Source organism: Microcystis sp. M_OC_Ca_00000000_C217Col (assembly GCF_007095585.1).
Taxonomy (GTDB): Bacteria; Cyanobacteriota; Cyanobacteriia; order Cyanobacteriales; family Microcystaceae; genus Microcystis; species Microcystis panniformis.
Genome location: NZ_SFBV01000279.1, coordinates 1 through 22,598 on the forward strand (window position 1 = coordinate 1; position 22,598 = coordinate 22,598).

Sequence of the window (22,598 nt, forward strand, 5' to 3'; positions counted from 1 at the left end):
CCATTATTATTCTACTAATGACAGTAGCCTAGTTACTCAGGAGCCGGATACGGCGAAAGTCGTAAGTCCGGTTTTGAAGCAGGGGGTGGGAAGGCGACTTCCTGCTCTACTGTAACGGGGAGTGGGGAGAATAAATAAAATAATCTCCTATCTCCTGACTCCTATCTCCTGACTCCTATCTCCTGACTCCTGACTCCTGAATCCTGAATCCGTCAAATCGATTAAAAAGTTAAATAATCTCAACTTCTAGCCAATGGCGCCCCAGAGCTAGGGGATAATTAAGCCATCGTCATTTAGGCTGCGTTTATCCGTGAAAATTATCGTTATCGGCAGTGGTGGTCGAGAACACGCTCTAGCTTGGAAACTCCTACAATCGCCTCAAGTAGAACAAGTGTTCTGTATTCCAGGTAATGGGGGAACGGCAATTTTACCTCAATGTGAAAATATCCCCCTAGCAATGGAGGATTTTGCTGAAATTAGCCGTTTTGCCCGAGAAAATTGCGTCGATCTGGTGGTTGTCGGGCCAGAATATCCCCTCTCCCTCGGCATTACCGATCATCTTCTCGGCCAAGAAATTGCCGTTTTTGGCCCCACACAAACCGGGGCCTTAATTGAATCGAGCAAATCCTGGGCCAAAGAATTAATGAACGAAGCCGGAGTTATCACCGCCACTTCCGAAACCTTTACCGATGCAGAATTAGCAAAAACTTATATCCGAGAGCAAGGAGCGCCAATTGTGGTGAAAGCTGACGGATTAGCCGCAGGAAAAGGGGTAATTGTCGCCGAAACCGTAGATACGGCCCTAGAAGCGATCGATGATCTTTTTACCAGTGGCTTTACTAAAGTCGTGGTGGAAGAATTCCTAGAGGGAGAAGAAGTGTCTATCCTCACCCTCACCGATGGGATCAGCTTTCGTTCCCTGCTACCCGCCCAAGATCACAAGCGGATCGGTGAAGGCGATACCGGCAAAAATACCGGCGGTATGGGAGTTTATGCCCCCGCACCCATAGCCACCGCCGCCATTATCGAAGCGGTGGACCGAGACATCCTTGCCCCCATCGTCGCCACCCTACAAAAACGCGGCATTGACTATCGAGGAGTCCTCTACGCGGGTTTAATGATTTCCCCCGCCGGAGAGCCAAAAGTTCTTGAATTTAACTGTCGTTTTGGCGATCCCGAAACCCAAGCGGTTTTACCCCTACTGGAAACTCCCCTGGCACCGCTGCTGCTGGCTTGCGCTCAACAAAAATTAACTGATTTCCCCTCTTTACAATGGCGCTCCGGTAGTGCCGTTTGTGTGGTGGCTGCCTCTGCCGGTTATCCCGACCACTACGAAAAAGGCCAGTTAATCACGGGAATTAAGGCCGCTGAAACTGCAGGGGCGATCGTTTTCCACGCCGGCACGGTTTTAAAACACGGCGATATTTTCACCGATGGCGGCCGGGTTTTGGGTGTCACGGCGATGGGAGCCAATTTTAATCAGGCGATCGAACTTGCCTATCAATCGGTGAACAGGATACACTTTCAGGGCATCTATTATCGTCGTGATATCGGCCACCGGGTACGGGAAAAATAAGGGTCAGTATTGAGGCTGGGGTAAGGGGGAATAGTTATGGGTTTTGAGGATTAATTTAGCAGCCAATTGCCCCTTTTTTCGGCATCTCTCACCGCTAATCCTCACCTCTTTCTAGGGTAATCCCTGACAAAAGCGCATCTGACTGGTCAAAAAACCAGTAACTATTGATAAAATCATGAAACTGAATCGCCCAACCAAATTGCCATCCCTATGCGAATTTTGCTCTATTCTTATAACTATTATCCCGAACCGATCGGCATCGCTCCCCTGATGACAGAATTGGCGGAGGGATTGGTTAAAAGAGGTCATCAAGTCAGGGTTTTGACGGCTTTTCCTTGGTATCCTAATAGTGAAATCGATCCCGAATACCGAGGAAAAATCTATCTGGAAGAAGAACGCAACGGTGTTAAAATTCAACGTTCCTACGTTTGGGCGCGCCCCCAAAGAAGTTTAAAAAATCGAATTTTCTTTGAATTTAGCTTTGTTTTTTTGAGTTTCTTTCAGGCTCTCAAAGGAGAAAAACCCGATCTAATTTTCTTAACTGTCCCCGGATTACCCGTTTGCGTTCCCGCCGCTTTATTGAGTAAATTATATGGAGTACCGATTATTCTAAATTTACAGGATATTCTGCCCGATGCGGCAGTTCATGTGGGATTATTAACTAATCAGAAAATGATTAAGGTTTTTAGCAGTCTCGAAAAATTTGCCTACAAAACTGCCAGCAAAATCTCGGTTATTGCCGATGGTTTTACCAAAAATCTCCTAACTAAAAATGTGCCGAGTCAGAAAATTATTGAAATTCCTAATTGGGTCGATGTCAGCTTTATTAAACCTTTGCCGAAAAACCATAATTATTTTCGCCAAGAAAATCATCTTGAGGGCAAGTTTGTTGTTTTATATTCTGGCAATATTGCCCTAACCCAACCCTTAGAAACTCTGATCGATGCCGCAGTTCATTTAGTTAATATTCCTGAGATTAAAGTGGTAATTGTTGGTAAAAAAGAAGCCCTTGATCGCCTAGAAAAGTATCGCCAACAACAGGGGGCGAGTAATGTGCTTTTATTACCCTTTCAACTCCGGGAAAAATTACCAGAAATGTTAGCGGCGGCCGATGTGGGTATGGTGATGCAAAAACATAACGTTATTTCCTTTAATATGCCGTCCAAAATTCAGCTATTATTAGCTAGTGGCCGTGCTATTATTGCTTCTGTTCCCGCCGATGGAACCGCCGCTAGGGCGATCGAGCGTAGTGGTGGTGGTTTGGTGGTTAATCCCGAAGATCCGGAGGCATTAGCTACAGCTATTTTAAAGCTATACAAAAACCCAGATTTAGCAACTATACTAGGAGAAAAGGGACGAGAATACGCAGAGGAAAATTATGCCTTTGAAAAGACTTTGGATCAATACGAAAATCTTTTTTCTCAAGTAGTTAGTTAATAATTAGGGAATAGGGATTAGGGATAGGGAAAATTTTCCCCGACACCTATTACCCAACCCCCATCACCCCATCAACTCACCCCTAACTCCCACTTAACTATTTTCATGTTCGATAATTTCTCCAAAAAACTCTCCTGGCAAAGTCTCAAACAAGCGATTGCTTTTTTATTAACAATTATTGCTTTAACTCCAGTAGTTACAGCTTTAATTTCTAGTGTTAATCAGCCTCAAATCCAATCGAATATTCAACTGTATCAAACCAATCTCAACCTACAAGTCACGACTCTCAGCAGCGATGCTGACCCTAATAGCGAGGAATTTGCTAATCTTAAATTAATTCAAACTTCCCTGATTGGTGAAGATACTTATACCACTGCCGAAGAACAGTATTTATCAGCCCAGAAAAGTGCCAAAAAAACAATCACCGAACTAAAAAAATCAGCAGTTAATCCCGAACAAAAAAAATCCCTTGAGCGGGAAATCAATTCCTTAAAAGATTTAGAGCTAAAATTAAGTCTCATTCAAGCTAGTCAAGGTGACTTGGATTCAGCACGGCAAATCTGGCAAGATATCAAGGAAAAATCAGAATTTGAGAACTATAAACCTGCTGTTTTAGGAAATGCGCTGCTGTTAGAGGGATTATATAGTGAACCCCCCGAAATTGCCTCCGATGCTGAAGCGAGAATCGAGCGCAATTTTCAAGGATGGTTTCGTTATACCATTCTGGAAAAATTATATAGTCTCGAAAATCGTCAAGAGGATTTACTCGCTTTAGAGGAAGAACAGAGTGAAGTGGCGGCTAATGCCTTAATTCAACTAATTTTACTGGCTTTGTTGCCTCTTATCGGCGGTTTAATCGGTGTTGTGCTGTTGGTCTTTTTATTAGTGCAGTGGCTGCTCCGTAAACAGCGAGCGCTGCTCTTTTTAGATGATAGTCTCGCTTGGCAAACTAAGTGGGGAGGAGAAACCCTCTGGTGGGGAATAATTATCGGTTTCTTTTTCGTCGGACAAATTGTTTTACCGGTAATTTTCGGGGTTTTATCGAGTTTCTTGAGTCTCAACCCCGAAAAATTCAGTCTAGAAGCTAAAGCAATATACGTTGTAGTTAGTTATTTAGCCTTAACAGTGAGCAGTTTATCGGTTTTATACCTAGCAATCAAGCCTTTTCGCCCTTTACCTCCCGATTGGTTTCGTTTTAACCTCTTTAGTCCTTGGTTTCTCTGGGGATTAGCCGGCTATTTTGTCGCTTTACCCCTCGTTATTATCGTTTCTTTGCTCAATCAACTAATTTGGCAAGGACAAGGGGGTAGTAACCCGCTGCTGACTTTAGCCCTAGAATCCCAGAATACCTTCGCTTTGCTCTGTTTTGGCTTTACTGCTTCCCTTGCCGCTCCTTTTTTCGAGGAAATTGTCTTTCGCGGCTTTTTACTAGCTTCTTTGACTCGTTATCTACCCGTCTGGGGTGCGATTGCGCTTAGTAGTTTGATTTTCGCCCTGGCTCACCAAAATTTGTCAGAAGTGCTGCCTTTAACCGTGCTAGGTTGTGTTCTTGGCTTTGTTTACACCCGCTCGAAAAATTTATTATCCTCGATGTTGGTTCATAGTCTCTGGAATGGTGGCACCCTGTTAAGTTTATTTTTATTGGGCAGCGGTGCGGGTTAGGTGAAGTCTCTGGTTTTAGAGGTAGTCTAGAGATGATGACAAATACCCTCCTACTTCATCTTTATGAGAGAAGGCTGTAATTTATAATTAAATATCAACCTAAGTGGGTGGGTGGAATTAAATATAAGATGAACGTAGGTTGGGTTGAAGCATGAAACCCAACGCCTGCATGGGTTACGCTACCGCTAACCCATCCTACAAATAATTGTGCCTCCCTACAAACCATGACTATCGCTCAAAGCTTACCCCTAGTCGAGTCTCATGTAAACCCTGAGATAATCTTCCCAGAAGGCGAATTTTGGAGTGATGAACCACCCTGGGAAAGTAACCTACATCTACAACAAATTATTTTATTAATTCAGTGTTTAGAATGGTGGTGGCGCGAGCGAGAAGATTATTTTGCCGCCGGCAATTTAACCATTTATTACAGTCCTAACCAGAAAAAGTCAGAATTCTGCCGTGGTCCCGATTTTTTCGTCTTTTTGGGGACAAATCCCAATCCCAACCGCAGAAGTTGGGTAGTTTGGCAAGAAGAGGGCAAATATCCCAATTTAATTATCGAAATTCTCTCCGATAGTACCGCCAAAGTTGACCGAGAGGAGAAAAAACAAATTTATCAGGATATATTTCGCACTCCCGATTATTTTTGGTTTGACCCAGAAAGCTTAGAATTTGCAGGATTTACTCTAATTAGCGGTCAATATCAACCGATTACCCCCAATGCCCAGGGATGGCTCTGGAGTCAACAATTAGGCTTATATTTGGGTTTAGCTGCCAATAAATTGCGCTATTTTACCCCCGAAGGTGAATTAGTACCCACTCCCGCAGAAGCGGCACAACAGGCAGAAACCCAAGTTGAACAGGAAAGGCAGAAATCCGCAAAATTAGCGGCTAAACTGCGGGAATTGGGCATAAATCCCGATGAAAATCTCTAATCTTTCTCTTTCAACCCTTGCACTTAATTAGATAACCACATCGTTGCTCACCTTGGTTGATCCAGTGAGTCCGTTCGATCGTACAATCAGGCAGTAGCATGGCAAACATTTCTAATTCATGGCCACAGATACTGGGATAGGAACCGGCGACCTCAGCAATAGCGCAATGATGCTCGGCCAGGATATAACTATTTTCTGCTTCCAGTGCCACTAATTCTGCCATATAACCCTCCTCTTGGCGAATTTCTAGCAATTTTCTCATTCTTTCCCCTAAAGACCCCTTGCCGAGGCGCAATTGATATTCTGCCGCTTTGCGTTGCCACTGTTTTTTGAGAATTTCCCCCACCTGTTGCTCTCCCACCGTCTCCACCAGAGTATTGAGGAAAGAAACAGCGAAATTATCGTAATTATGGGGAAAACGGCCACGACCTTGACGACTGAGACGATAAATGTGCTGGGGTCGTCCTATCTTATTTTGTACCGCAAAATATTCGATCAGTCCTTCCCCCTCCAAATCCTTAAGATGGCGGCGCGTCGCTTGCGGACTAATAGTTAACTCCTCAGCCAAGTCTTGGGCGGTAGATTGACCGTTTTTGAGCAAATATTGCAGAATATCGTCTTTCGTCGAGGCGGGTTGAGTCGTGGTCATGATACCAAAAACAGAGGCTTTAGCGTACAATTGCTGAGGGTCAAGGAGCGGCCAATTACCCCTACAGAGTAACTTGAATAACAGAGGTTTATCAGCATCCTCTCAAATTTTCCCTGACTTTGACAACAGCTTTGTTGTTAATCTATTATATAATCAATTTAAACAACTTTCTTGTTGTTTAACTGCCTCCCGCGTAGAGAGAACACTAACCCCCATGAGTGCAACCACCGTTAAAAACCTCGTTAACCAACCCTACAAGTACGGTTTCATCACCGATATCGAATCGGAAACCATCCCTCGCGGTTTGAATGAGGAGATTATTCGCCTAATTTCGGCGAAAAAGAAGGAACCGGAATTCATGCTCGATTTTCGTCTTCGGGCCTACCATCAATGGCAAAAGATGACCGAACCCAGTTGGCCGCACGTTTCCTATCCTGCCATTGATTATCAAAATATTATCTACTACTCTGCACCCAAACAGAAAAAAGCAAAACTCAACAGTCTTGAAGAAGTTGACCCCACTTTAATCGAAACCTTTGAAAAATTAGGCATTCCCCTTTCGGAACAAAAACGCCTTTCTAATGTCGCTGTCGATGCTATCTTTGACAGCGTTTCTATCGCCACAACTTTTAAAGAAAAACTAGCAGAACAGGGGGTTATTTTCTGTTCTATTTCGGAAGCTTTACAGGAACATCCCGACTTAGTACAAAAATATCTCGGCAGTGTCGTTCCCGTGGGTGATAATTATTTTGCCGCTCTTAATTCTGCCGTTTTTAGCGATGGTTCCTTTGTTTTTATCCCCAAAGGTGTCGCCTGTCCGATGGAATTGTCCACCTATTTTCGGATTAATAACGGTGAGACGGGACAATTTGAAAGAACTTTAATTGTCGCTGAAGAAGGGGCATCGGTAAGTTATTTAGAAGGTTGCACCGCTCCGATGTACGATAGTAATCAACTTCATGCCGCCGTCGTGGAATTAGTCGCCCTCGATAATGCGGATATTAAATATTCGACGGTGCAAAATTGGTACGCTGGCGATGCCAATGGTAAGGGAGGTATTTATAATTTCGTCACTAAACGGGGTCTGTGTAAAGGAGTTAATTCTAAAATTTCTTGGACGCAAGTAGAAACCGGTTCAGCGATTACTTGGAAGTATCCCAGTTGTGTCTTAGTTGGCGATAATTCCGTCGGAGAATTCTACTCAATTGCCCTAACTAATAACAAACAACAGGCCGATACAGGTACGAAAATGATTCACATTGGCCGCAACACCAAAAGTACGATTATTTCTAAGGGAATTTCTGCGGGTAATTCCCAAAATAGTTATCGCGGTTTAGTGAAAATGGGACCGAAAGCCAAGGGAGCAAGAAATTACTCCCAGTGTGATTCTATGCTGATTGGAGATAATGCCGAAGCTAACACTTTTCCCTATATTCAGGTGGATAACAATAGTGCTAAAGTAGAACACGAAGCTTCTACTTCTAAAATCGGTGAAGACCAATTATTCTACTTCGCACAACGGGGTATTTCCGAGGAAGATGCTGTCTCTATGTTAGTCAGTGGTTTCTGTAAGGATGTCCTCAGTAAATTACCGATGGAATTCGCCGCCGAAGCCGATAAACTCCTCAGTCTCAAGCTAGAAGGAACCGTCGGATAATCAGTAAAGTAGGGTGGGTTAGGCGATAGCCGTAACCCACCAAAAGCTAAGTTAGGCGATAGCCGTAACCCACCAAAAGCTAAGACAATTTATCCATCAATTGATGATTCGCCGTCAACCCCAAAAACTAATATTTTTGTTCTAGAAAAACATCCCATGAGTGAAGTAATTTTATCGGTAAAAAATCTGACCGCTAGTATTGATGGAAACCAGATTCTTAAAGGAGTTAACCTCGAAATTAAAGCAGGGGAAACCCACGCAATTATGGGACGCAATGGCTCAGGAAAAAGCACCTTTTCCAAAGTAATCGCTGGACATCCCGATTATGAAGTAACTGGGGGAGAAATAATTTATAAAGGTGAAAATCTTTTAGACAAAGAACCCGATGAACGAGCGCTTATGGGTATCTTTCTCGCATTCCAATATCCCCTAGAAATCCCCGGCGTTAGTAACCTCGATTTTCTTCGCGTTGCCTATAATGCCCGACAAAAATATTTAGGTTCGGAAGAATTAGATAGTTTTGACTTTGAGGAATTAGTCGAGAAAAAACTAGAAGTTGTCCAGATGAATCCTAGCTTTCTTGGCAGAAGTTTAAACGAAGGTTTCTCCGGTGGTGAGAAAAAACGTAATGAAATCCTACAAATGGCTTTGTTAGAACCTACTTTAGGAATTCTCGATGAAATTGACTCCGGTTTAGACATCGATGCTTTGCGAATTGTTGCCCAGGGAGTCAATCAATTAGCTACTCCCGATAACGCTTTTTTACTTATCACTCACTATCAGCGTCTGCTCAACTACATTGAACCCGATGTTATTCATGTTATGTACGATGGGCGCATTGTCACCAGTGGCGGTAAAGAATTAGCCCTCGAATTAGAAAGAACTGGCTACGATTTCCTCGACGAACAAGTATTAGCCGTTAAATAATCATCAGTTATCAGTTATCAGTTATCAGTATTCAGGAGTCAGTATTCAGGAGTCAGTATTCAGGAGTCGGGAGATAGGGTGATAGGGATTTAGGGGTTTAGGGAAATTTCAGCCAAATGCTCCACTACCCCACTACCCCACTACCCCACTACCCCACTACCCCACTACCCCACACCCTACACCCCACTACCCCACTACCCCACACCCCAACCCCCTCCTACCAATGACAGCCATAATCACGAAACCTGAACAATCAGGAGAATTATTGTTAAAATTGTCTCGCGAAACGGTTCCCACCATCGATAACGGTAAAATTCTCGAATTAAGAGAATCGGGAGCCAGTAAAGCTCAGGAATTAGCCATTCCGGGCAAAAAAGACGAAGAATGGCAATGCACCGATTTAAGTCAACTATGGGCGATCGATTTTCGCGCCCCCCAAACCGTTACAATCGATAAAAATGCCCTAGCTGTTTTTTTACTGCCCGAAGCCAAAAACAGCCGTTTAGTCTTCGTTAACGGCATTTATCAGCCCGAATTGTCCGATATCTCCGCTTTACCCCCCGGTGTCAGCGTCAGCAATCTCGCCAATGCACAAAAAGATGTTCTTGTCAACTATCTAGGGAAAGAAAAAACACCCGAATTTTTTACCGCACTCAACCAAGCTGGTTTAAGCGATGTCGCAGTAATTCACGTCACCGCTAACACTGTCGTCACAACTCCCATACATCTCCTATTTATCACCGTTGTGGAGGAAATTCCCCGCTTTTATCAGCCCCATAGCCTAATCGTGGCGGAAACGGGAGCCAGTGTCAATATTATCGAGAATTACGGAGCTTTAGCCGAACATTGCTCCGATTTACCTGTAAATTACTCTTATTTCACCAACGCTGTCACAGAAATTTACCTCGAAGCCAACGCCGAAGTCATCCATACCAGAGTACAACGGGAATCGGGAGATGGTTTTCACATCGGACGCACGATAATTGAACAAGGACGCGATAGCCGTTACACTCTCAACGAGATAAATCTAGGCGCTAAACTCTGCCGTCATAACCTCGATATCCTGCAAAAAGGAGAACAAACCGAGACAAATCTGCACGGATTAGCCATGATTACCGGACAACAAACCGCCGATACCCACAGCGCCATCTATCTCAACCACCCCCACGGCATCAGCAACCAACTGCATAAATGTATCGTTGATGGTAGCGCTCACGCCATCTTTAATGGTAAAGTGTTTGTTCCCAAACCTGCCCAATTAACCAACGCCTCCCAGTTAAATCGGAATTTGTTAATTTCTAACAAGGCACGAGTCAACACCAAACCGGAATTACAAATTACCGCCGATAACGTCAAATGTTCCCACGGGGCAACCATTAGCCAACTGGAAGCCGATGATTTATTCTATCTGCAAAGCCGGGGCTTAAGCGCCGACACCGCCCGCAGTTTGTTAATTGATGCTTTCTCGTCCGAGATTTTAGCTAAAATTCCTCTAGAATCCCTCCGCCAAAGATTGGGGCAATGTGTCGCCTGTCGCAGTGTGGAATAACTCTACCGGGGTGGGTGTCAACCTGCCCAAAGTACCCCTCTGACTCCTGACTAAAATGACAATTATCCAAGAAAAAACCCTCGCCCAAAAAGTCCGCGCCGATTTCCCTATCCTCCATCAAACCGTACACGATAAACCCCTTATCTATCTCGATAGTGCCGCCACTTCCCAAAAACCGATTCAAGTATTAGAAACCCTGCGAAACTATTACGAAAAAGATAACGCTAATGTGCATCGGGGGGCGCATACTTTAAGTGTCCGGGCAACGGAAGCCTACGAAGGGGCCAGAGATAAGGTGGCTAGGTTTATTAACGCCGCTTCTCGTCAGGAAATTGTCTATACTCGCAACGCCACGGAAGCGATTAATTTAGTCGCCTACAGTTGGGCATTAAATACCCTAAAAGCAGGGGATGAAATTATTCTCTCGGTGATGGAACACCACAGTAATTTAATCCCCTGGCAAATTGTCTGCCAAAAGACGGGGGCAGTGATTAAATATGTGCAGTTAACCAGTGAAGAAAGCTTTGATTTAGAACAATATAAATCCTTGTTATCGGACAAAACTAAATTAGTTGCTGTCCTTCATGTTTCCAATACATTAGGCTGTATTAATCCCGTAGCCGAAATAGTCAGCCTTGCCCATCAAGTCGGGGCGAAAGTATTAATTGATGCCTGTCAAAGTGTCCCCCATTTGGCCCTTGATGTGCAGTCCATAGATTGTGATTGGTTGGTGGCTAGTGGTCATAAAATGTGCGCCCCCACCGGTATTGGATTTTTGTATGGCAAAGAGGCGATTTTAGAGGCAATGCCGCCCTTTTTTGGTGGTGGCGAAATGATTGCAGAAGTCTATTTAGACCATTTTACCTGTGCCGAACTGCCCCACAAATTTGAAGCCGGAACCCCCGCTATTGGCGAAGCGATTGCCCTCGGTGCTGCGGTAGAATATTTAAGGGGTTTAGGGATGGATAATATTCATGCCTACGAAGAAGAATTAACCGCCCATTTGTTCAAAAAATTAGGAGAAATTGAGGGTTTAAGAATTTACGGGCCGCCACCTAGTTTAACAGGCCAAGGTCGGGCTAGTTTAGCCGCCTTTAATGTGGAAGGGATTCATGCTAGTGATTTAGCCACTTTATTAGACCAGGAAGGAATCGCTATTCGCTCCGGTCATCACTGTACCCAACCTCTACACCGCTTTTTTGATGCTTCCGGCAGCGCGCGGGCAAGTCTATATTTTTATAATACCCGCGAAGAAATTGATAGCTTTATTGTCGCCCTACAGGAAACTATCGATTTCTTTGCCAATTGTTTTTCTTAGGGGGATTTCTAGCCCTTTTCCTGTTCTTAAAGAGTGAAGGAAGTTACCTATTATTATCAAGGAATTTGTCCCGAAACGGGCGAGTTATTGCGCTTGCCCCGCACTCTTTTGGCTGAAAAAATCGCCCAAGATTTGATGACAACTATCACCAATCCTGAAGGTAAAATGTATGGCATTTTGTTAGGAGAAAATGCTGCTGGCGAAATAGAAATTTTAAAAGCTTTTTCTGGACAGGGAGAAGCTACTGGCTGGGTTCCGTCCCTAGTGGGGAGAGAAAAAATTGTGCTGGAAGAAAAGCGAGTTTTGCAACTTTTAGAAACAATTAAACAGGAAATTATCACCCTGCAATCAATCCCAGAACATAATTTATATCGACTCAATCAAGCAAATTTTGAGCGCAAAATCCAAGCTTTACAGCAACAACATCAAAACCATAAACAGGAACGAGATAGATTAAGAAATTTAGGTAATTTAAAACCAGAAGAATTAGAAAAGTTAAATAATCTCAGTCGTCAGGAAAAAAGAGCAAGAAAGCAATTAAAACAGGAACAAAAACAAGTTTTAGAACCCTTAATTGAGAAAATAAACTTCGCCAATCAGAGAATTATTGAACTTAAGCAACAGCGTAGGAACCTCTCCAAACAGTTACAGGAATTGCTGTATCAATCCTACTGTTTAAATAACTTTTCTGGACAATCTCTCTCCTTGGCTAAATTGATGGGTAGTAATTTGTTACCGACGGGAACAGGGGAATGTTGCGCCCCAAAATTATTAAATTATGCCGCCATGAAAGGATTAAAACCCATCGCCATGGCCGAATTTTGGTGGGGAGAATCGAATCGAGATAGAAAACAGGGAGAATTTTATGGCGCTTGTCAAGAAAGATGTCAACCTCTCATGGGTTTTTTACTCTCTGGTTTACGTTCATCCCTAGAAATTATCTACGAAGATGAGGGAATAATTGCTATTAATAAACCCCCAGGATTATTATCGGTAACAGGACGTTATCAAGATAGTCAAGATGCTGTGGTTAATCGTTTTCGTCGTCAAGGGAAAAATCTCATTCCCGTTCATCGTTTAGATCGAGAAACTTCGGGTATATTATTACTAGCTAAAAGTTTAGATATTTATCGTTGTTTATCCCAACAATTTCAACGGCGAGAAGTGGAGAAAATCTATGAAGCTATATTATCAGAAATTATTGAGCGAGAATCAGGTATAATTGACCTACCTCTCTGGGGAAATCCGCAAAATCGACCCTATCAAACTGTGGATTGGCAAAGGGGAAAAGCTAGTCAAACCTATTTTAAAGTTGTCGGTAAAGAAGGCAATTATTCTCGCCTCGAATTTATTCCCTACACGGGAAGAACCCATCAAATTCGTGTTCATAGTCAACAGGGATTAGGGATAGGAATTTTAGGCGATCGCTTGTATAATGGTAAGCAGTCCGACCGTTTATACCTACACGCTAAACAATTATCTTTTCGTCATCCTCAGACCGAAACTAAAATTGACCTAATCATTCCCACCCCCTTTTGAGAGCTATAATTGCTAACGGCCAAAAACTATCTATAATATAGCAATTCCCCTAGTTGTGAGGTACAGAGTCTTAGGTTTTGAGGAGTCAGGAGTCAGGAGTCAGGAGTTAAGATTTTGGTGTACCTCATGAGATTGGGAAACGCTATAACCCGATTTACTAACATGGGTACAAGGTCAGCCAGAAAATAAATAGGGTTGGCTGAATATCAGTGCAATCCTTGCTAAAAAAGGTTTTTGGCACTTTTTTGGTTAAAAAAGTGCTAGAAATAAACGTTGAGAAATCGATCCGAGGGACTCAAAACCCTTAAACTTTTTCAGCTTGTCCGAGCGGGATTACCAGTGCCATAGTTGGGATTTTCTGTCTGAATGATTCTCATCGGAAACATAGAAAAAAAAGAACTTGATTCCTTGCTCACTCTACAATTTCAGAAGTTTAATAAATCTCAGATTATGACCTTCTAAAGTATTGTAAAGTTTCAATACAAATATAGTCATATATAGTCATTCATGGTAATATGTACAGACAAAACTATCAGACTATGCAAAAAAAACAGGAATAAGTTATCGAACGGCTTGGAGGTGGTGGAAACAAGGGAATTTAACAGGTTATCAATTGCCTTCTCGTACAATTATCATAACGGATGACAACCATTCAAAACCCGACGCTGAGTTAAAAGACAACGGATAATAATGTTAGTAGCAGAAAGACACATTATCAAGAAAGGACATAGATTTTGGGCTGAGATAGATAATTTATCTTGGCAGTCTAAAAATCTTTACAACTCAGCCAATTATTTAATCCGACAAAACTTCATTTATGGTCATGGCTATTTGACCTATAATCAGATGGCCTCTCTCATGAAAAAGACAGAACAGTATCAAGCTTTACCCGCTAAAGTTTCCCAACAAGTTTTAAGAGGATTAGACCGGAACTGGCAATCATTTTTTGCCGCTGCATCGGAGTTTAAAAGTCACCCCGATAAATTTCTGGGAAAACCCAAAATCCCTGGCTATAAGGAGCCAAAAAAAGGACGAAATCTCTTAGTTTACACGATTCAAGCTATAAGCAAAGTAGGTCTTAGGCAAGGGTTAGTCAAACTATCAGGTACTTCAATTGCCTTGCCGACAAGAGTGGCGGAGCGCATAGCAGAAGTCAGAATAGTTCCTAAATGTGATTGTTATGTAATCGAGGTAATTTATGAGAAAACCGAACAGTTCTTAGCTCCTAATGAAAAGATAGCTGCGATAGATTTAGGCATAGATAATTTGATGGCTATAACCAACGTCGAGCTAAGTTACAATCTCTGTTAAAAGGTAATCGTCAAAGTTCCCAGAGGATTCGCCGTTTAACCCGTTGCCGTAATCAGAAAGTAGATGATTATCTTCATCAGGCTAGTCGTTATTTAGTAAATCTCTTAGTTGAGCAAGAGATAACAACTTTAGTAATTGGGAAAAATCACGGTTGGAAACAAGAAGTGAACTTAGGAAAAGTCAACAATCAAAAATTTGTGACCATCCCTCATGCTCGATTAATTGAGATGATTAGTTATAAATGTCAATTAGAAGGAATCTCTGTGATTCTTCAAGAAGAATCCTATACCTCAGCTTCTAATTTTTTGAATGACGATCCTCTCCCCGTTTATGGAAAGATAACTGAAAAGCCAGTGTTTTCAGGAAAAAGAATTTCGCGAGGGTTATATCGTACAGATAAGGGGATTCTGGTTCAATCTGATGTCATGGGTTCCTACAATATTTTGCGAAAAGCATTCCCAAATGCGTTTAACCGCTATGGGATAGAGAGGTGCGTAGTTCACCCAAGGAGAATCAATCTCTCGAAGTAAAAGTGAAGGGAATTTCTGAAATGGAATTCAGTCTGTCTATATTTGACTATACTTTTACTAACTATAGCTTGTAATCACTTGCTCGAATGAATTAGCATGGTGCGTTCCCAAAAATCTATCGGTGCGGCAGTAGCAGCTAGATTAGGGAACGCACCCTACAGCGATGGCTAGGAATAAGCTCTGTTCCGTCCGCAGCGACGAAGTGTTAGACATCTTTTAGCTCTTCAAACCTTGACAAGAGCCGATTAGGAACTAAGAAAATCATCTTAATATGAAAGTTTGTCGGTTTTGTTTCAATCTTGATGAATTTTGGTCGCGAATTATCTCCATCCTCCTCCTTAGGTTTGACGAAAGCAAAACAGGTAAATTCAATAGATTTAATAAATTCAAGGAGCTTGGTTGTTGGATAAATTTCGGACAATACCAAAGGTTGATCTCGAATTAGAAGATTTTTGCCACCCATTAGTATATCGAAGTCTGCTCCTTCAGCATCTGTTTTGATACAGGAAACACTCAGTAACGGATAATCAGACATCAATTTGTCTAAAGTATTTACCTTGACTGTCACCTTGTTCTCTTGGGGACTATGCCTAACCAGCGAATTTAGTTCAGGCATTGAGTTCAAATTAAGATCCATACTGCCAGGCTCGGAAAAAAGTGCTTCTTCTAGAACATGACAGTTTTGAAACTGGGAAAGATTTCTCTTTAAGTGTTCAACCATTCTCGGATCGGGTTCAAAGGCATAAACCTGATTAGATGAAGGAGCAGCAAGTAAACTATAATAACCAATATTAGCTCCAACATCAATAAAGTCTTTATTAATATCTAAGAATCGATGAAGGATAATTTCAGACCCCCAATCTAACTTGCTTCCCTTAAGGAAAATTTCCGTTCCGAATCGACTATCGTACGGCAAAATCATTTCTACATTATTAAATAGAACCATTTTCTGGTTGAGCTTGGTTATCTTATAAAATCCTCGTAAGCTAAACGGCTTTTACTTCGGATCACCGATATAGACTCCAAAAGGGTTATAGCTGTTGGATCATGCAGGTTAAGCGCCGTTTAGCTTACTACATAGCGGTATAGGAAATCCCAGCCACCAATCTCTCGAACCAATCCAAGAAAATAATTGAACTTATGCAAATAAATAGTCCCTTTCAACATATACTCTCACTTCAAGTTAGCCATGAAGGCATCTAAATATTAATTATACCGCTCTCTGCGGTCGAGCCTCCTCCTCTGTCCTACTATCCTACCCCATCGGTCCGACACCCCCTCAATAAAACCCAATACCGCACTGTGGGGTCTCTATCGGTGCGGCAGCTAGGAGCCAGATTAGGGAACGCACCCTACCGCAATGGCGTACTGCTACGCAGTGCCTTCGGCATCGCACTAACCCTAACAACAATTTTTGATTTTTACCAGAGGTCTATTGACTGAATGATGGGATGTAATATTTCAATAACCAGCATTTTCTTGGTGCTTGAGCTATACAATGAGATCTATATTTTGATAGGACAAAAAAAGATTAGTATAGAGGTAAAATTAATGGCTGAAACCCTATATGAAAAAGACTATGTAGCCTGGCTGCAAGACCAGGCAGCAAAACTGCGATCGCCTGATCGCAATACTTTAGATTGGCAAACTTTAGCCGAGGAATTAGAGGAAATGGTTGATGAACGCAAATACAAAGCAGAAAGCTTTCTTATTCAACTCCTCAGTCACCTGCTACTTTACGCCTACTGGAAGCATCCTTACTACCTACCCCACTGGACAGACGAGATAGATAATTTCAGATTGGAATTGAGCTTGCTGTTTCGCTCTAAGGTAATCTACAATCATGCCTTAGAACGGCTTGGTTATTGTTATCAAAAAGCACTGGGAAAAGCGAGCCGCAAAAGTGGATTAACTTTACCAGTTGACTGTCCTTGGACAATTGAGAAAATTCTTGATGAAGATTGGTTCCCTGGTTAAAAACTGGAGCTTGCGGTCTAACTTACATCCATACAACAATAGGGTGGCTATTGCCCACCTTACTTCAATTGATACCAATTTTCAATAGTCGTGACTAACATCTGAAATTGCGATTCCGCTCTCGGAGGAGAATTACGCTTTGGAATAATCAACTAAGTCTGTCATCACTTTTGAAAAATGATATGAGTCAGCGGTTTAATCACTATCGATGCGGCAGTAGGAGCCACATCAGGGAACGCACCCTACAGCGATGGCTATTTAAAATGCGTAGATTTCATGATGAGCTAGGCGGATTTGATGGTTTCAAATACTTCCGATTATCTAAGCAATCAATTACAGATAGTCCTAGCTCATACATAGCTTCCAAAGCCGCATTTTCATACTTGTTATACTCAGTCAGATCATGAATTATTTCTTTCTGCCCATGAGCTATATTATTTCTCCTGCTTACTAATGTCTTAAGTAAAAGCTCATGTTGATCCACCATTGAGCATGATAAACCAGCATCTGTAGAGTTCTTTTTAAGCAGCATAGGCTTTAAATTGCTATCTGCTTCTAAGCGAATATTGAATTCAATATTCTCATTAATTAAAGCTGGCAATTCGTTGGAAAAAAAGCTCCAAACTCCATCTGCTGACAAATCACCTCCAAGTTCTTTAAAGCGCTTCCTTAGCGATAGCTTTATAACCTCCTCACGGCATTGATTGCGTTTAATATTTTGCCTTTGAATTGTATCGAGGTATGAATCCCATGCAAATCTACAAAAACCTTCATAGTGAGCATATAGCAAAGTAGTAATAGCTCTCAAGAGAGCTTCATACCTTACAGGATGCTTAACCCTATCAGTCGTTAATATTTGAATTTTAATTGCAGCCAGTTCTCCTTCTCTCCAGTTGAGATCAGCCTCGATCTCATTCGCCCAGTTGCTCATTAAAAATTACTCCACAAGCTGAGTTTATTTAAACCTTCTTGAATACATCCAATTCTATTAGAAAGCTTAGTTCTGGAGTTAGCTCCAGGTCCAATATTATCCTTAAAGCTGTTTGACTGAACAATTTTGATTATTTCATCCCTAACAGAAGAATTATCCAGATTCTCTAATCTTTCTAGTATCCTAAACACGCCAATTGTAACAGCTTCAAAATAAGCTGGAGCTAAAGCACCAATTGGTGATTGATCGCGATATTGAACAAAAGCACCACTGCCGAGAATTTGGCTCAAGTAATCAAATAATCTATTAAAGTCTTGTGTTTCAGTAGAATAATCAAATTGTATTTCTTCAAATAATATATTTTCCATGTATGTGTCTAACCAATCTCTCACACTCCCCCGGAAGAGATCTTGAGCATTTTTTGCGGCAAAAAATCTTAAGACAAGCTCTTCGTCTCCCTTTTGTTCTTTTTCTGATTGAGACAATGTATCTATGCAAGTCTTAAAGTTTGAATAGGAGGATCTTTCTTGGAGAAACCTATAGAACTTTATACCTGGCTCACCAAACATCCTAGAAGAACAGTTGCGAATTTCCTGTGGAGCTAGAATTGATCCCCCAGTATTTAACCTCTTGAACATTTCATAACGCAGAAAAGAATTACTTTGCCTTTTAATAATTACTGTCCTTACAGAGGATCTTTTAATCCTAAGCTTGAGTCTCAATGATAAATCTTCAAAAGTCAGATTATTAAGTTCTGAAATCTGATCACAACCTTCTAACTTTAGAGATTTCAGCTTTTCTCCATCTATATCAGTGAAATTCAGTACATTGGCATCAATGAATTGAATCACAGAGCTAAGGCGTTGTAAGCCATCAATTAACTCCAAAACCCCATCTGAGTTCTCAATAGTAAATATCTGTGGTATTGGCAACTCAAGAAGTATGGATTCTATTAAACGAGACTTTTGTTGATTAGACCATCGGAATAACCTTTGATATTCCGGTTGAATAATGAGTTCATTTTGAGAATATAAACTGATGATTTCTCCAAAGCTGAGATCGATAGATTCAGTACGAACCTCACCAATTTTGGCATCTATCCGTTCATCTATTGATTCCATCATCATATTGCTCCTAGACTTCTAAACCCTATGGCAAGCAAAACTTGTACCTTAAACATTCTAATCGTAATCTGCCAGTTGAATATTACATTCAAGGAAAAAGTATGAACAGGGAACGAGCCGCATAACTATTAATCATACCGCTCCCTGCGGTCGAGCAACCTCCCCCATCCTAATATCCCACTTCCATCGGTCTAACACCGCCTCAATAAAACCTAATACCGCACTGTGCGGTTTAATCACCTCAATTTGGGCATAATTACCGCAGAGGGAGTCTAGCACCCCACCCGACTGGTTTCTAGCACATTTAAGGTAAAGGGGAAATTAAGAATTGTTGCCATTGTACGGCCAAAAGTCTAGAATGGTCATTAATTTTTGTGCATGGTCGGGTCTTCTAACCGAAGGCATTGACGAAAAACACATTGTATCTGTCCTAGAGGCACTATGAAAAAGCTTAAGCAATACTGGACTGCTGAAGCACTGGAAAAAGACTTAGGCGATCCTCTCAATCCCGATAACCCTCTATCCTACAAGCGGGTGATCGAAATTGACGAGAGCGAAGAATTTCCCCATGAGGAAATTCGCTGGTTATACGACTGGAAACTCCAACACTACTACATTCCCACCGATTGCGGCGGTGAATTTACCTCTTTTGAGGAATTTGTCGCTTTTGTGCGGGTACTGTCTCGACGGGATCAAACTATCGGCATCGCTTTTACCACCCTATTCTGGTCGTTTTTAAACTGGATGGCGGGAACCCCAGAACAGAAACAGAAGCTCGCCCGTTTTATTATGGATGACTATGGGGCGATGTGTCTGGGTTACTCGGAAAAGGAACACGGTAGCGATCTGATCAATGGTGATCTAACCGCGACGAAGGTGGAAGGAGGTTATATTCTCAATGGGGAGAAATGGCCGATTAACCGGGCGACTATCTCTGGAATTTCCTTTATTTTGGCGAAAACCGATGCTAACGGCGGGCCGAAGTGTTTAACCCTATTTATGGTCGATAAACGGCAATTAGACCCCGAAAAATACTATAATTTGCCGAAAATATACACCCATGGCGTGCGGGCCTCGGATATGAGTGGCATTGGTTTTAAAGATTGTTTCGTCCCCGATTCCATGCGTTTACGCGAGGAGGGAGACGGTTTAGAATTAGCCCTGAAAGGTTTCCAGATTACCCGAATGTTGTGCGCTGCTTTTTCCCACGGGGCAGCCGATACCGCTTTGAGAACTACCCTCAGTTTTGCCGTTAATCGGGTAATCTATAACAAAACTGTGATGGATTTGCCCCAACCCCGGCGCACTCTCGTGGATGCTTTCCTTGACATCCTTATTTGTGATTGCGAGACGATTCCGGCTGCGAGAGGTTTTCATATTATCCCCGAACAGTTTAGCGTCTGGGCTTCGGTGGTAAAATATTTTGTTACCGTCCGTCTGGAGGAGATGGTTAATAGTGTTTATGTGGTCTTGGGATCGCGTTTTTATATGCGAGAAGAACACGAATTCGGCATCTTCCAGAAGCTACTGCGGGATAATTCGATTATCAGTATGTTTGACGGCAGTTCTATCGTCAATCTTCATGCTTTAATCCTACAATTGCGTCCTTTAACCAAATATCGGGCTAAACGCAACTCGCACACCATGTCGGCGTTAAAAACCCGTTTAGAGGCGATTTTTAGCCTAGAAAAGTCGGTTCCTCCCTTTGAACCCAATAATTTAGAATTATTTGGCCGGGGAATGGATGATTCCCTACAGGGTTTAGAGATTGCCCTTGATATGCTGGAAGGATTGAAAAATTCTGACGAAGTGGACCCAGAGGTATTAGAAAATCTATTGATGTTGGGTAATTTAGTTTTAGAGGAACTAAATGCTCATGATGAACAGATTAGTCAATCGAAATTCGAGTATGGTCACGACCAATCACCCGAATTGTTCGAGATTGCCAAGAAATACTGTACTTTACACGCTGCTTCTGCTTGTTTACACACTTGGCTTTATAATCGTTCCATCTTGGGTGAATTTTTTGCCCGGGGGGAATGGTTGGTGTTGAGTTTACACCGATTACTGCGAACTCTGCGGCCGCTGCCTTACACTCTATCTGAGGTGTATGTAGAAAATGTTGCCCAAGAATTGCTGAAATTATATCGAGAAAATCAACATTTTTCGATCGTACCTTTTCAATTAGCCCATTCACAAACTACCGAGGAAAAAACCCATGAACTCCAGCTCCAATCTTAATAATCTCGTACAAAATTGGTTAGTTAAACAGTTAGCCGATCAGTTATCTTTGGATGCCAAAACGATTAATGTGACTGAACCTTTAACCCGTTATGGTTTAGATTCGATCGATGCAGTAACGATGGTGGGTGATCTGGAAGATTGGGTCGGTCAAGAGTTACCTTCTACCCTTTTCTGGGATTATTCTACTATTGAAAAAGCGTCTCTTTTCCTAGTAGAAAACTACGATCTTTCTAATCTTTCCGGTGAGGAAACCCCCGCAGAAGTTGCTCCCGTCGCTGAAAAAGCTGAACCGGCCGTTAGTGGTGGCAAAGGTTGGAGTTTATTCGGTCGTCGTTAATTATCAGTGATCAGTTATCAGTTATCAGTTATCAGTTACTCGGTTATCAGTTATCAGCTTCTGAAGGCAAAAGGCAAGAGTCAAAAGGCAACAGGGGGAATAAATAATCAGTTTGTAATAACTGGATTTAGGATAACTTATAGGATAACTGCGGTAAGTTAAAATATATAAAAAAAGGCGATAAATTGATCGCCCTTTTCTCCTACTAAATAACAAAAATTATCTCAAGAGATACACCAGTAAAAACAGGATAATCCAGACCACATCGACGAAATGCCAGTATAATTCTGCCGCTTCCACACCAAAATGAGATTGACTAGAATAGTGGTCTTTTTGACGAGAACGCCAGAGGACCGATAGAATTAGCACTAAACCGAAAGTAACGTGGAGACCGTGGAATCCGGTTAAAGCATAAAAAGCGCTGGTGAAAACATTAGTTGTCAGACCGAATTCAGCGTGATAATATTCGTATCCTTGACCACAAAGGAAGATAATGCCCATCAGGGCAGTAATACCGAACCACAATTGTAAACCGGCATTATTATTTTGTTTAATCGCCTTTTGTCCTATGTGCATAACAAAACTACTGGACACCAGAATAATCGTGTTAATTGTCGGTAGGGTTAATTCTAATTCTGGCGTGCCGGCGGGGGGCCAAACGGGTAACATGGTACGGTAGAACAAGAAAGCGGCAAATAATCCTAAAAAGATGGAACTTTCCGCCACTAGAAACAAAACCACACCGAACAAGCGATGATCCGGGTGGCCATGATGTCCGTGTTCCACCGTTTCCTGATGATAATTGACAGAGAGTTGAGAATCTTCGAGCGTTGAACCTTGCATGATTGAATGTCCTTAGTTTACACGGGAGACGGGAAGCTTTTTTTCAGTGATC

General features: G+C 42.1%; 17 protein-coding genes and 1 pseudogene. 13 read left to right on the forward strand and 5 right to left on the reverse strand.

Annotated features, from left to right (window positions below; all coding sequences use genetic code 11):
- Positions 1 to 310 precede the first annotated feature (310 nt).
- The 4 genes from purD (at position 311) to EWV66_RS17815 (ending at position 5,610) form a co-directional block, all read left to right on the forward strand.
- Positions 311 to 1,576, forward strand: a complete 1,266-nt coding sequence (purD, locus tag EWV66_RS17800) for a phosphoribosylamine--glycine ligase (protein ID WP_052277073.1) — start codon at positions 311 to 313, stop codon at positions 1,574 to 1,576.
- 210 nt (positions 1,577 to 1,786) lie between these two features.
- Complete coding sequence (locus EWV66_RS17805; protein ID WP_287108305.1) at positions 1,787 to 3,013, forward strand: glycosyltransferase family 4 protein; 1,227 nt, start codon at positions 1,787 to 1,789, stop codon at positions 3,011 to 3,013.
- A gap of 105 nt (positions 3,014 to 3,118) precedes the next feature.
- Positions 3,119 to 4,675, forward strand: coding sequence for a type II CAAX endopeptidase family protein (locus EWV66_RS17810; RefSeq protein WP_287108306.1), 1,557 nt, complete (start codon positions 3,119 to 3,121; stop codon positions 4,673 to 4,675).
- A gap of 224 nt (positions 4,676 to 4,899) precedes the next feature.
- Positions 4,900 to 5,610, forward strand: a complete 711-nt coding sequence (locus EWV66_RS17815) for a Uma2 family endonuclease (RefSeq protein WP_052277070.1) — start codon at positions 4,900 to 4,902, stop codon at positions 5,608 to 5,610.
- 10 nt (positions 5,611 to 5,620) lie between these two features.
- Here EWV66_RS17815 and sufR read toward each other — a convergent pair whose 3' ends face one another.
- Positions 5,621 to 6,259 (reverse strand): iron-sulfur cluster biosynthesis transcriptional regulator SufR, encoded by a 639-nt coding sequence (gene sufR / locus EWV66_RS17820; RefSeq protein ID WP_052277069.1) that lies wholly within the window; start codon positions 6,257 to 6,259, stop codon positions 5,621 to 5,623.
- Between the two features lie 214 nt (positions 6,260 to 6,473).
- Here sufR and sufB point away from each other — a divergent pair, with 214 nt between their 5' ends.
- The 6 genes and pseudogenes from sufB to EWV66_RS17850 all read left to right on the forward strand — a co-directional run bounded on the left by sufB (position 6,474) and on the right by EWV66_RS17850 (position 15,090).
- Positions 6,474 to 7,916: a Fe-S cluster assembly protein SufB gene (sufB, locus tag EWV66_RS17825; protein ID WP_052277068.1), complete on the forward strand. Its 1,443-nt coding sequence runs from the start codon at positions 6,474 to 6,476 to the stop codon at positions 7,914 to 7,916.
- Positions 7,917 to 8,072: 156 nt separating this feature from the next.
- Positions 8,073 to 8,843 (forward strand): Fe-S cluster assembly ATPase SufC, encoded by a 771-nt coding sequence (gene sufC / locus EWV66_RS17830; RefSeq protein ID WP_002783202.1) that lies wholly within the window; start codon positions 8,073 to 8,075, stop codon positions 8,841 to 8,843.
- A 223-nt stretch (positions 8,844 to 9,066) separates the two neighbouring features.
- On the forward strand, positions 9,067 to 10,392 hold the full coding sequence (gene sufD / locus EWV66_RS17835; RefSeq protein ID WP_072926621.1) for a Fe-S cluster assembly protein SufD: 1,326 nt from the start codon (positions 9,067 to 9,069) through the stop codon (positions 10,390 to 10,392).
- 55 nt (positions 10,393 to 10,447) lie between these two features.
- Positions 10,448 to 11,710 carry a SufS family cysteine desulfurase gene (locus tag EWV66_RS17840; RefSeq protein WP_287108310.1) on the forward strand — a complete coding sequence of 421 codons (1,263 nt, stop codon included), beginning with the start codon at positions 10,448 to 10,450 and terminating at the stop codon, positions 11,708 to 11,710.
- A 33-nt stretch (positions 11,711 to 11,743) separates the two neighbouring features.
- Complete coding sequence (locus EWV66_RS17845; protein WP_052277066.1) at positions 11,744 to 13,249, forward strand: RluA family pseudouridine synthase; 1,506 nt, start codon at positions 11,744 to 11,746, stop codon at positions 13,247 to 13,249.
- A gap of 690 nt (positions 13,250 to 13,939) precedes the next feature.
- Positions 13,940 to 15,090 (forward strand): annotated as a pseudogene (locus EWV66_RS17850) (RNA-guided endonuclease InsQ/TnpB family protein).
- A 205-nt stretch (positions 15,091 to 15,295) separates the two neighbouring features.
- On the opposite strand, the gene EWV66_RS17855 reads toward EWV66_RS17850, so the two are convergent.
- Positions 15,296 to 16,006 (reverse strand): FkbM family methyltransferase, encoded by a 711-nt coding sequence (locus EWV66_RS17855; RefSeq protein ID WP_287108313.1) that lies wholly within the window; start codon positions 16,004 to 16,006, stop codon positions 15,296 to 15,298.
- A 635-nt stretch (positions 16,007 to 16,641) separates the two neighbouring features.
- Between EWV66_RS17855 and EWV66_RS17860 the strand changes: the two genes are divergently transcribed.
- Positions 16,642 to 17,067, forward strand: a complete 426-nt coding sequence (locus tag EWV66_RS17860) for a DUF29 domain-containing protein (protein WP_052277064.1) — start codon at positions 16,642 to 16,644, stop codon at positions 17,065 to 17,067.
- A gap of 274 nt (positions 17,068 to 17,341) precedes the next feature.
- Here EWV66_RS17860 and EWV66_RS17865 read toward each other — a convergent pair whose 3' ends face one another.
- Together EWV66_RS17865 and EWV66_RS17870 are read right to left on the reverse strand one after the other, a co-directional pair.
- Entirely contained in the window at positions 17,342 to 17,998 is a 657-nt protein-coding gene (locus EWV66_RS17865; protein WP_052277063.1) for an MAE_28990/MAE_18760 family HEPN-like nuclease, read from the reverse strand.
- The gene (locus EWV66_RS17870) at positions 17,998 to 19,119 is read right to left on the reverse strand and encodes a DUF262 domain-containing protein (protein ID WP_287108315.1); all 1,122 of its coding nucleotides are present in this window, start codon (positions 19,117 to 19,119) and stop codon (positions 17,998 to 18,000) included. The genes EWV66_RS17865 and EWV66_RS17870 overlap by 1 nt, the downstream gene beginning before the upstream one ends.
- A 444-nt stretch (positions 19,120 to 19,563) precedes the next feature.
- Here EWV66_RS17870 and EWV66_RS17875 point away from each other — a divergent pair, with 444 nt between their 5' ends.
- Both EWV66_RS17875 and EWV66_RS17880 read left to right on the forward strand, forming a co-directional pair.
- Entirely contained in the window at positions 19,564 to 21,363 is a 1,800-nt protein-coding gene (locus EWV66_RS17875; RefSeq protein ID WP_185236887.1) for an acyl-CoA dehydrogenase family protein, read from the forward strand.
- Positions 21,341 to 21,703, forward strand: a complete 363-nt coding sequence (locus EWV66_RS17880; RefSeq protein WP_002755494.1) for an acyl carrier protein — start codon at positions 21,341 to 21,343, stop codon at positions 21,701 to 21,703. The genes EWV66_RS17875 and EWV66_RS17880 overlap by 23 nt, the downstream gene beginning before the upstream one ends.
- Positions 21,704 to 21,922: 219 nt before the next feature.
- Here the strand turns inward: EWV66_RS17880 and EWV66_RS17885 are convergent, their stop codons facing one another.
- Positions 21,923 to 22,546: a cytochrome c oxidase subunit 3 gene (locus tag EWV66_RS17885; protein ID WP_052277060.1), complete on the reverse strand. Its 624-nt coding sequence runs from the start codon at positions 22,544 to 22,546 to the stop codon at positions 21,923 to 21,925.
- Positions 22,547 to 22,598 lie beyond the last annotated feature (52 nt).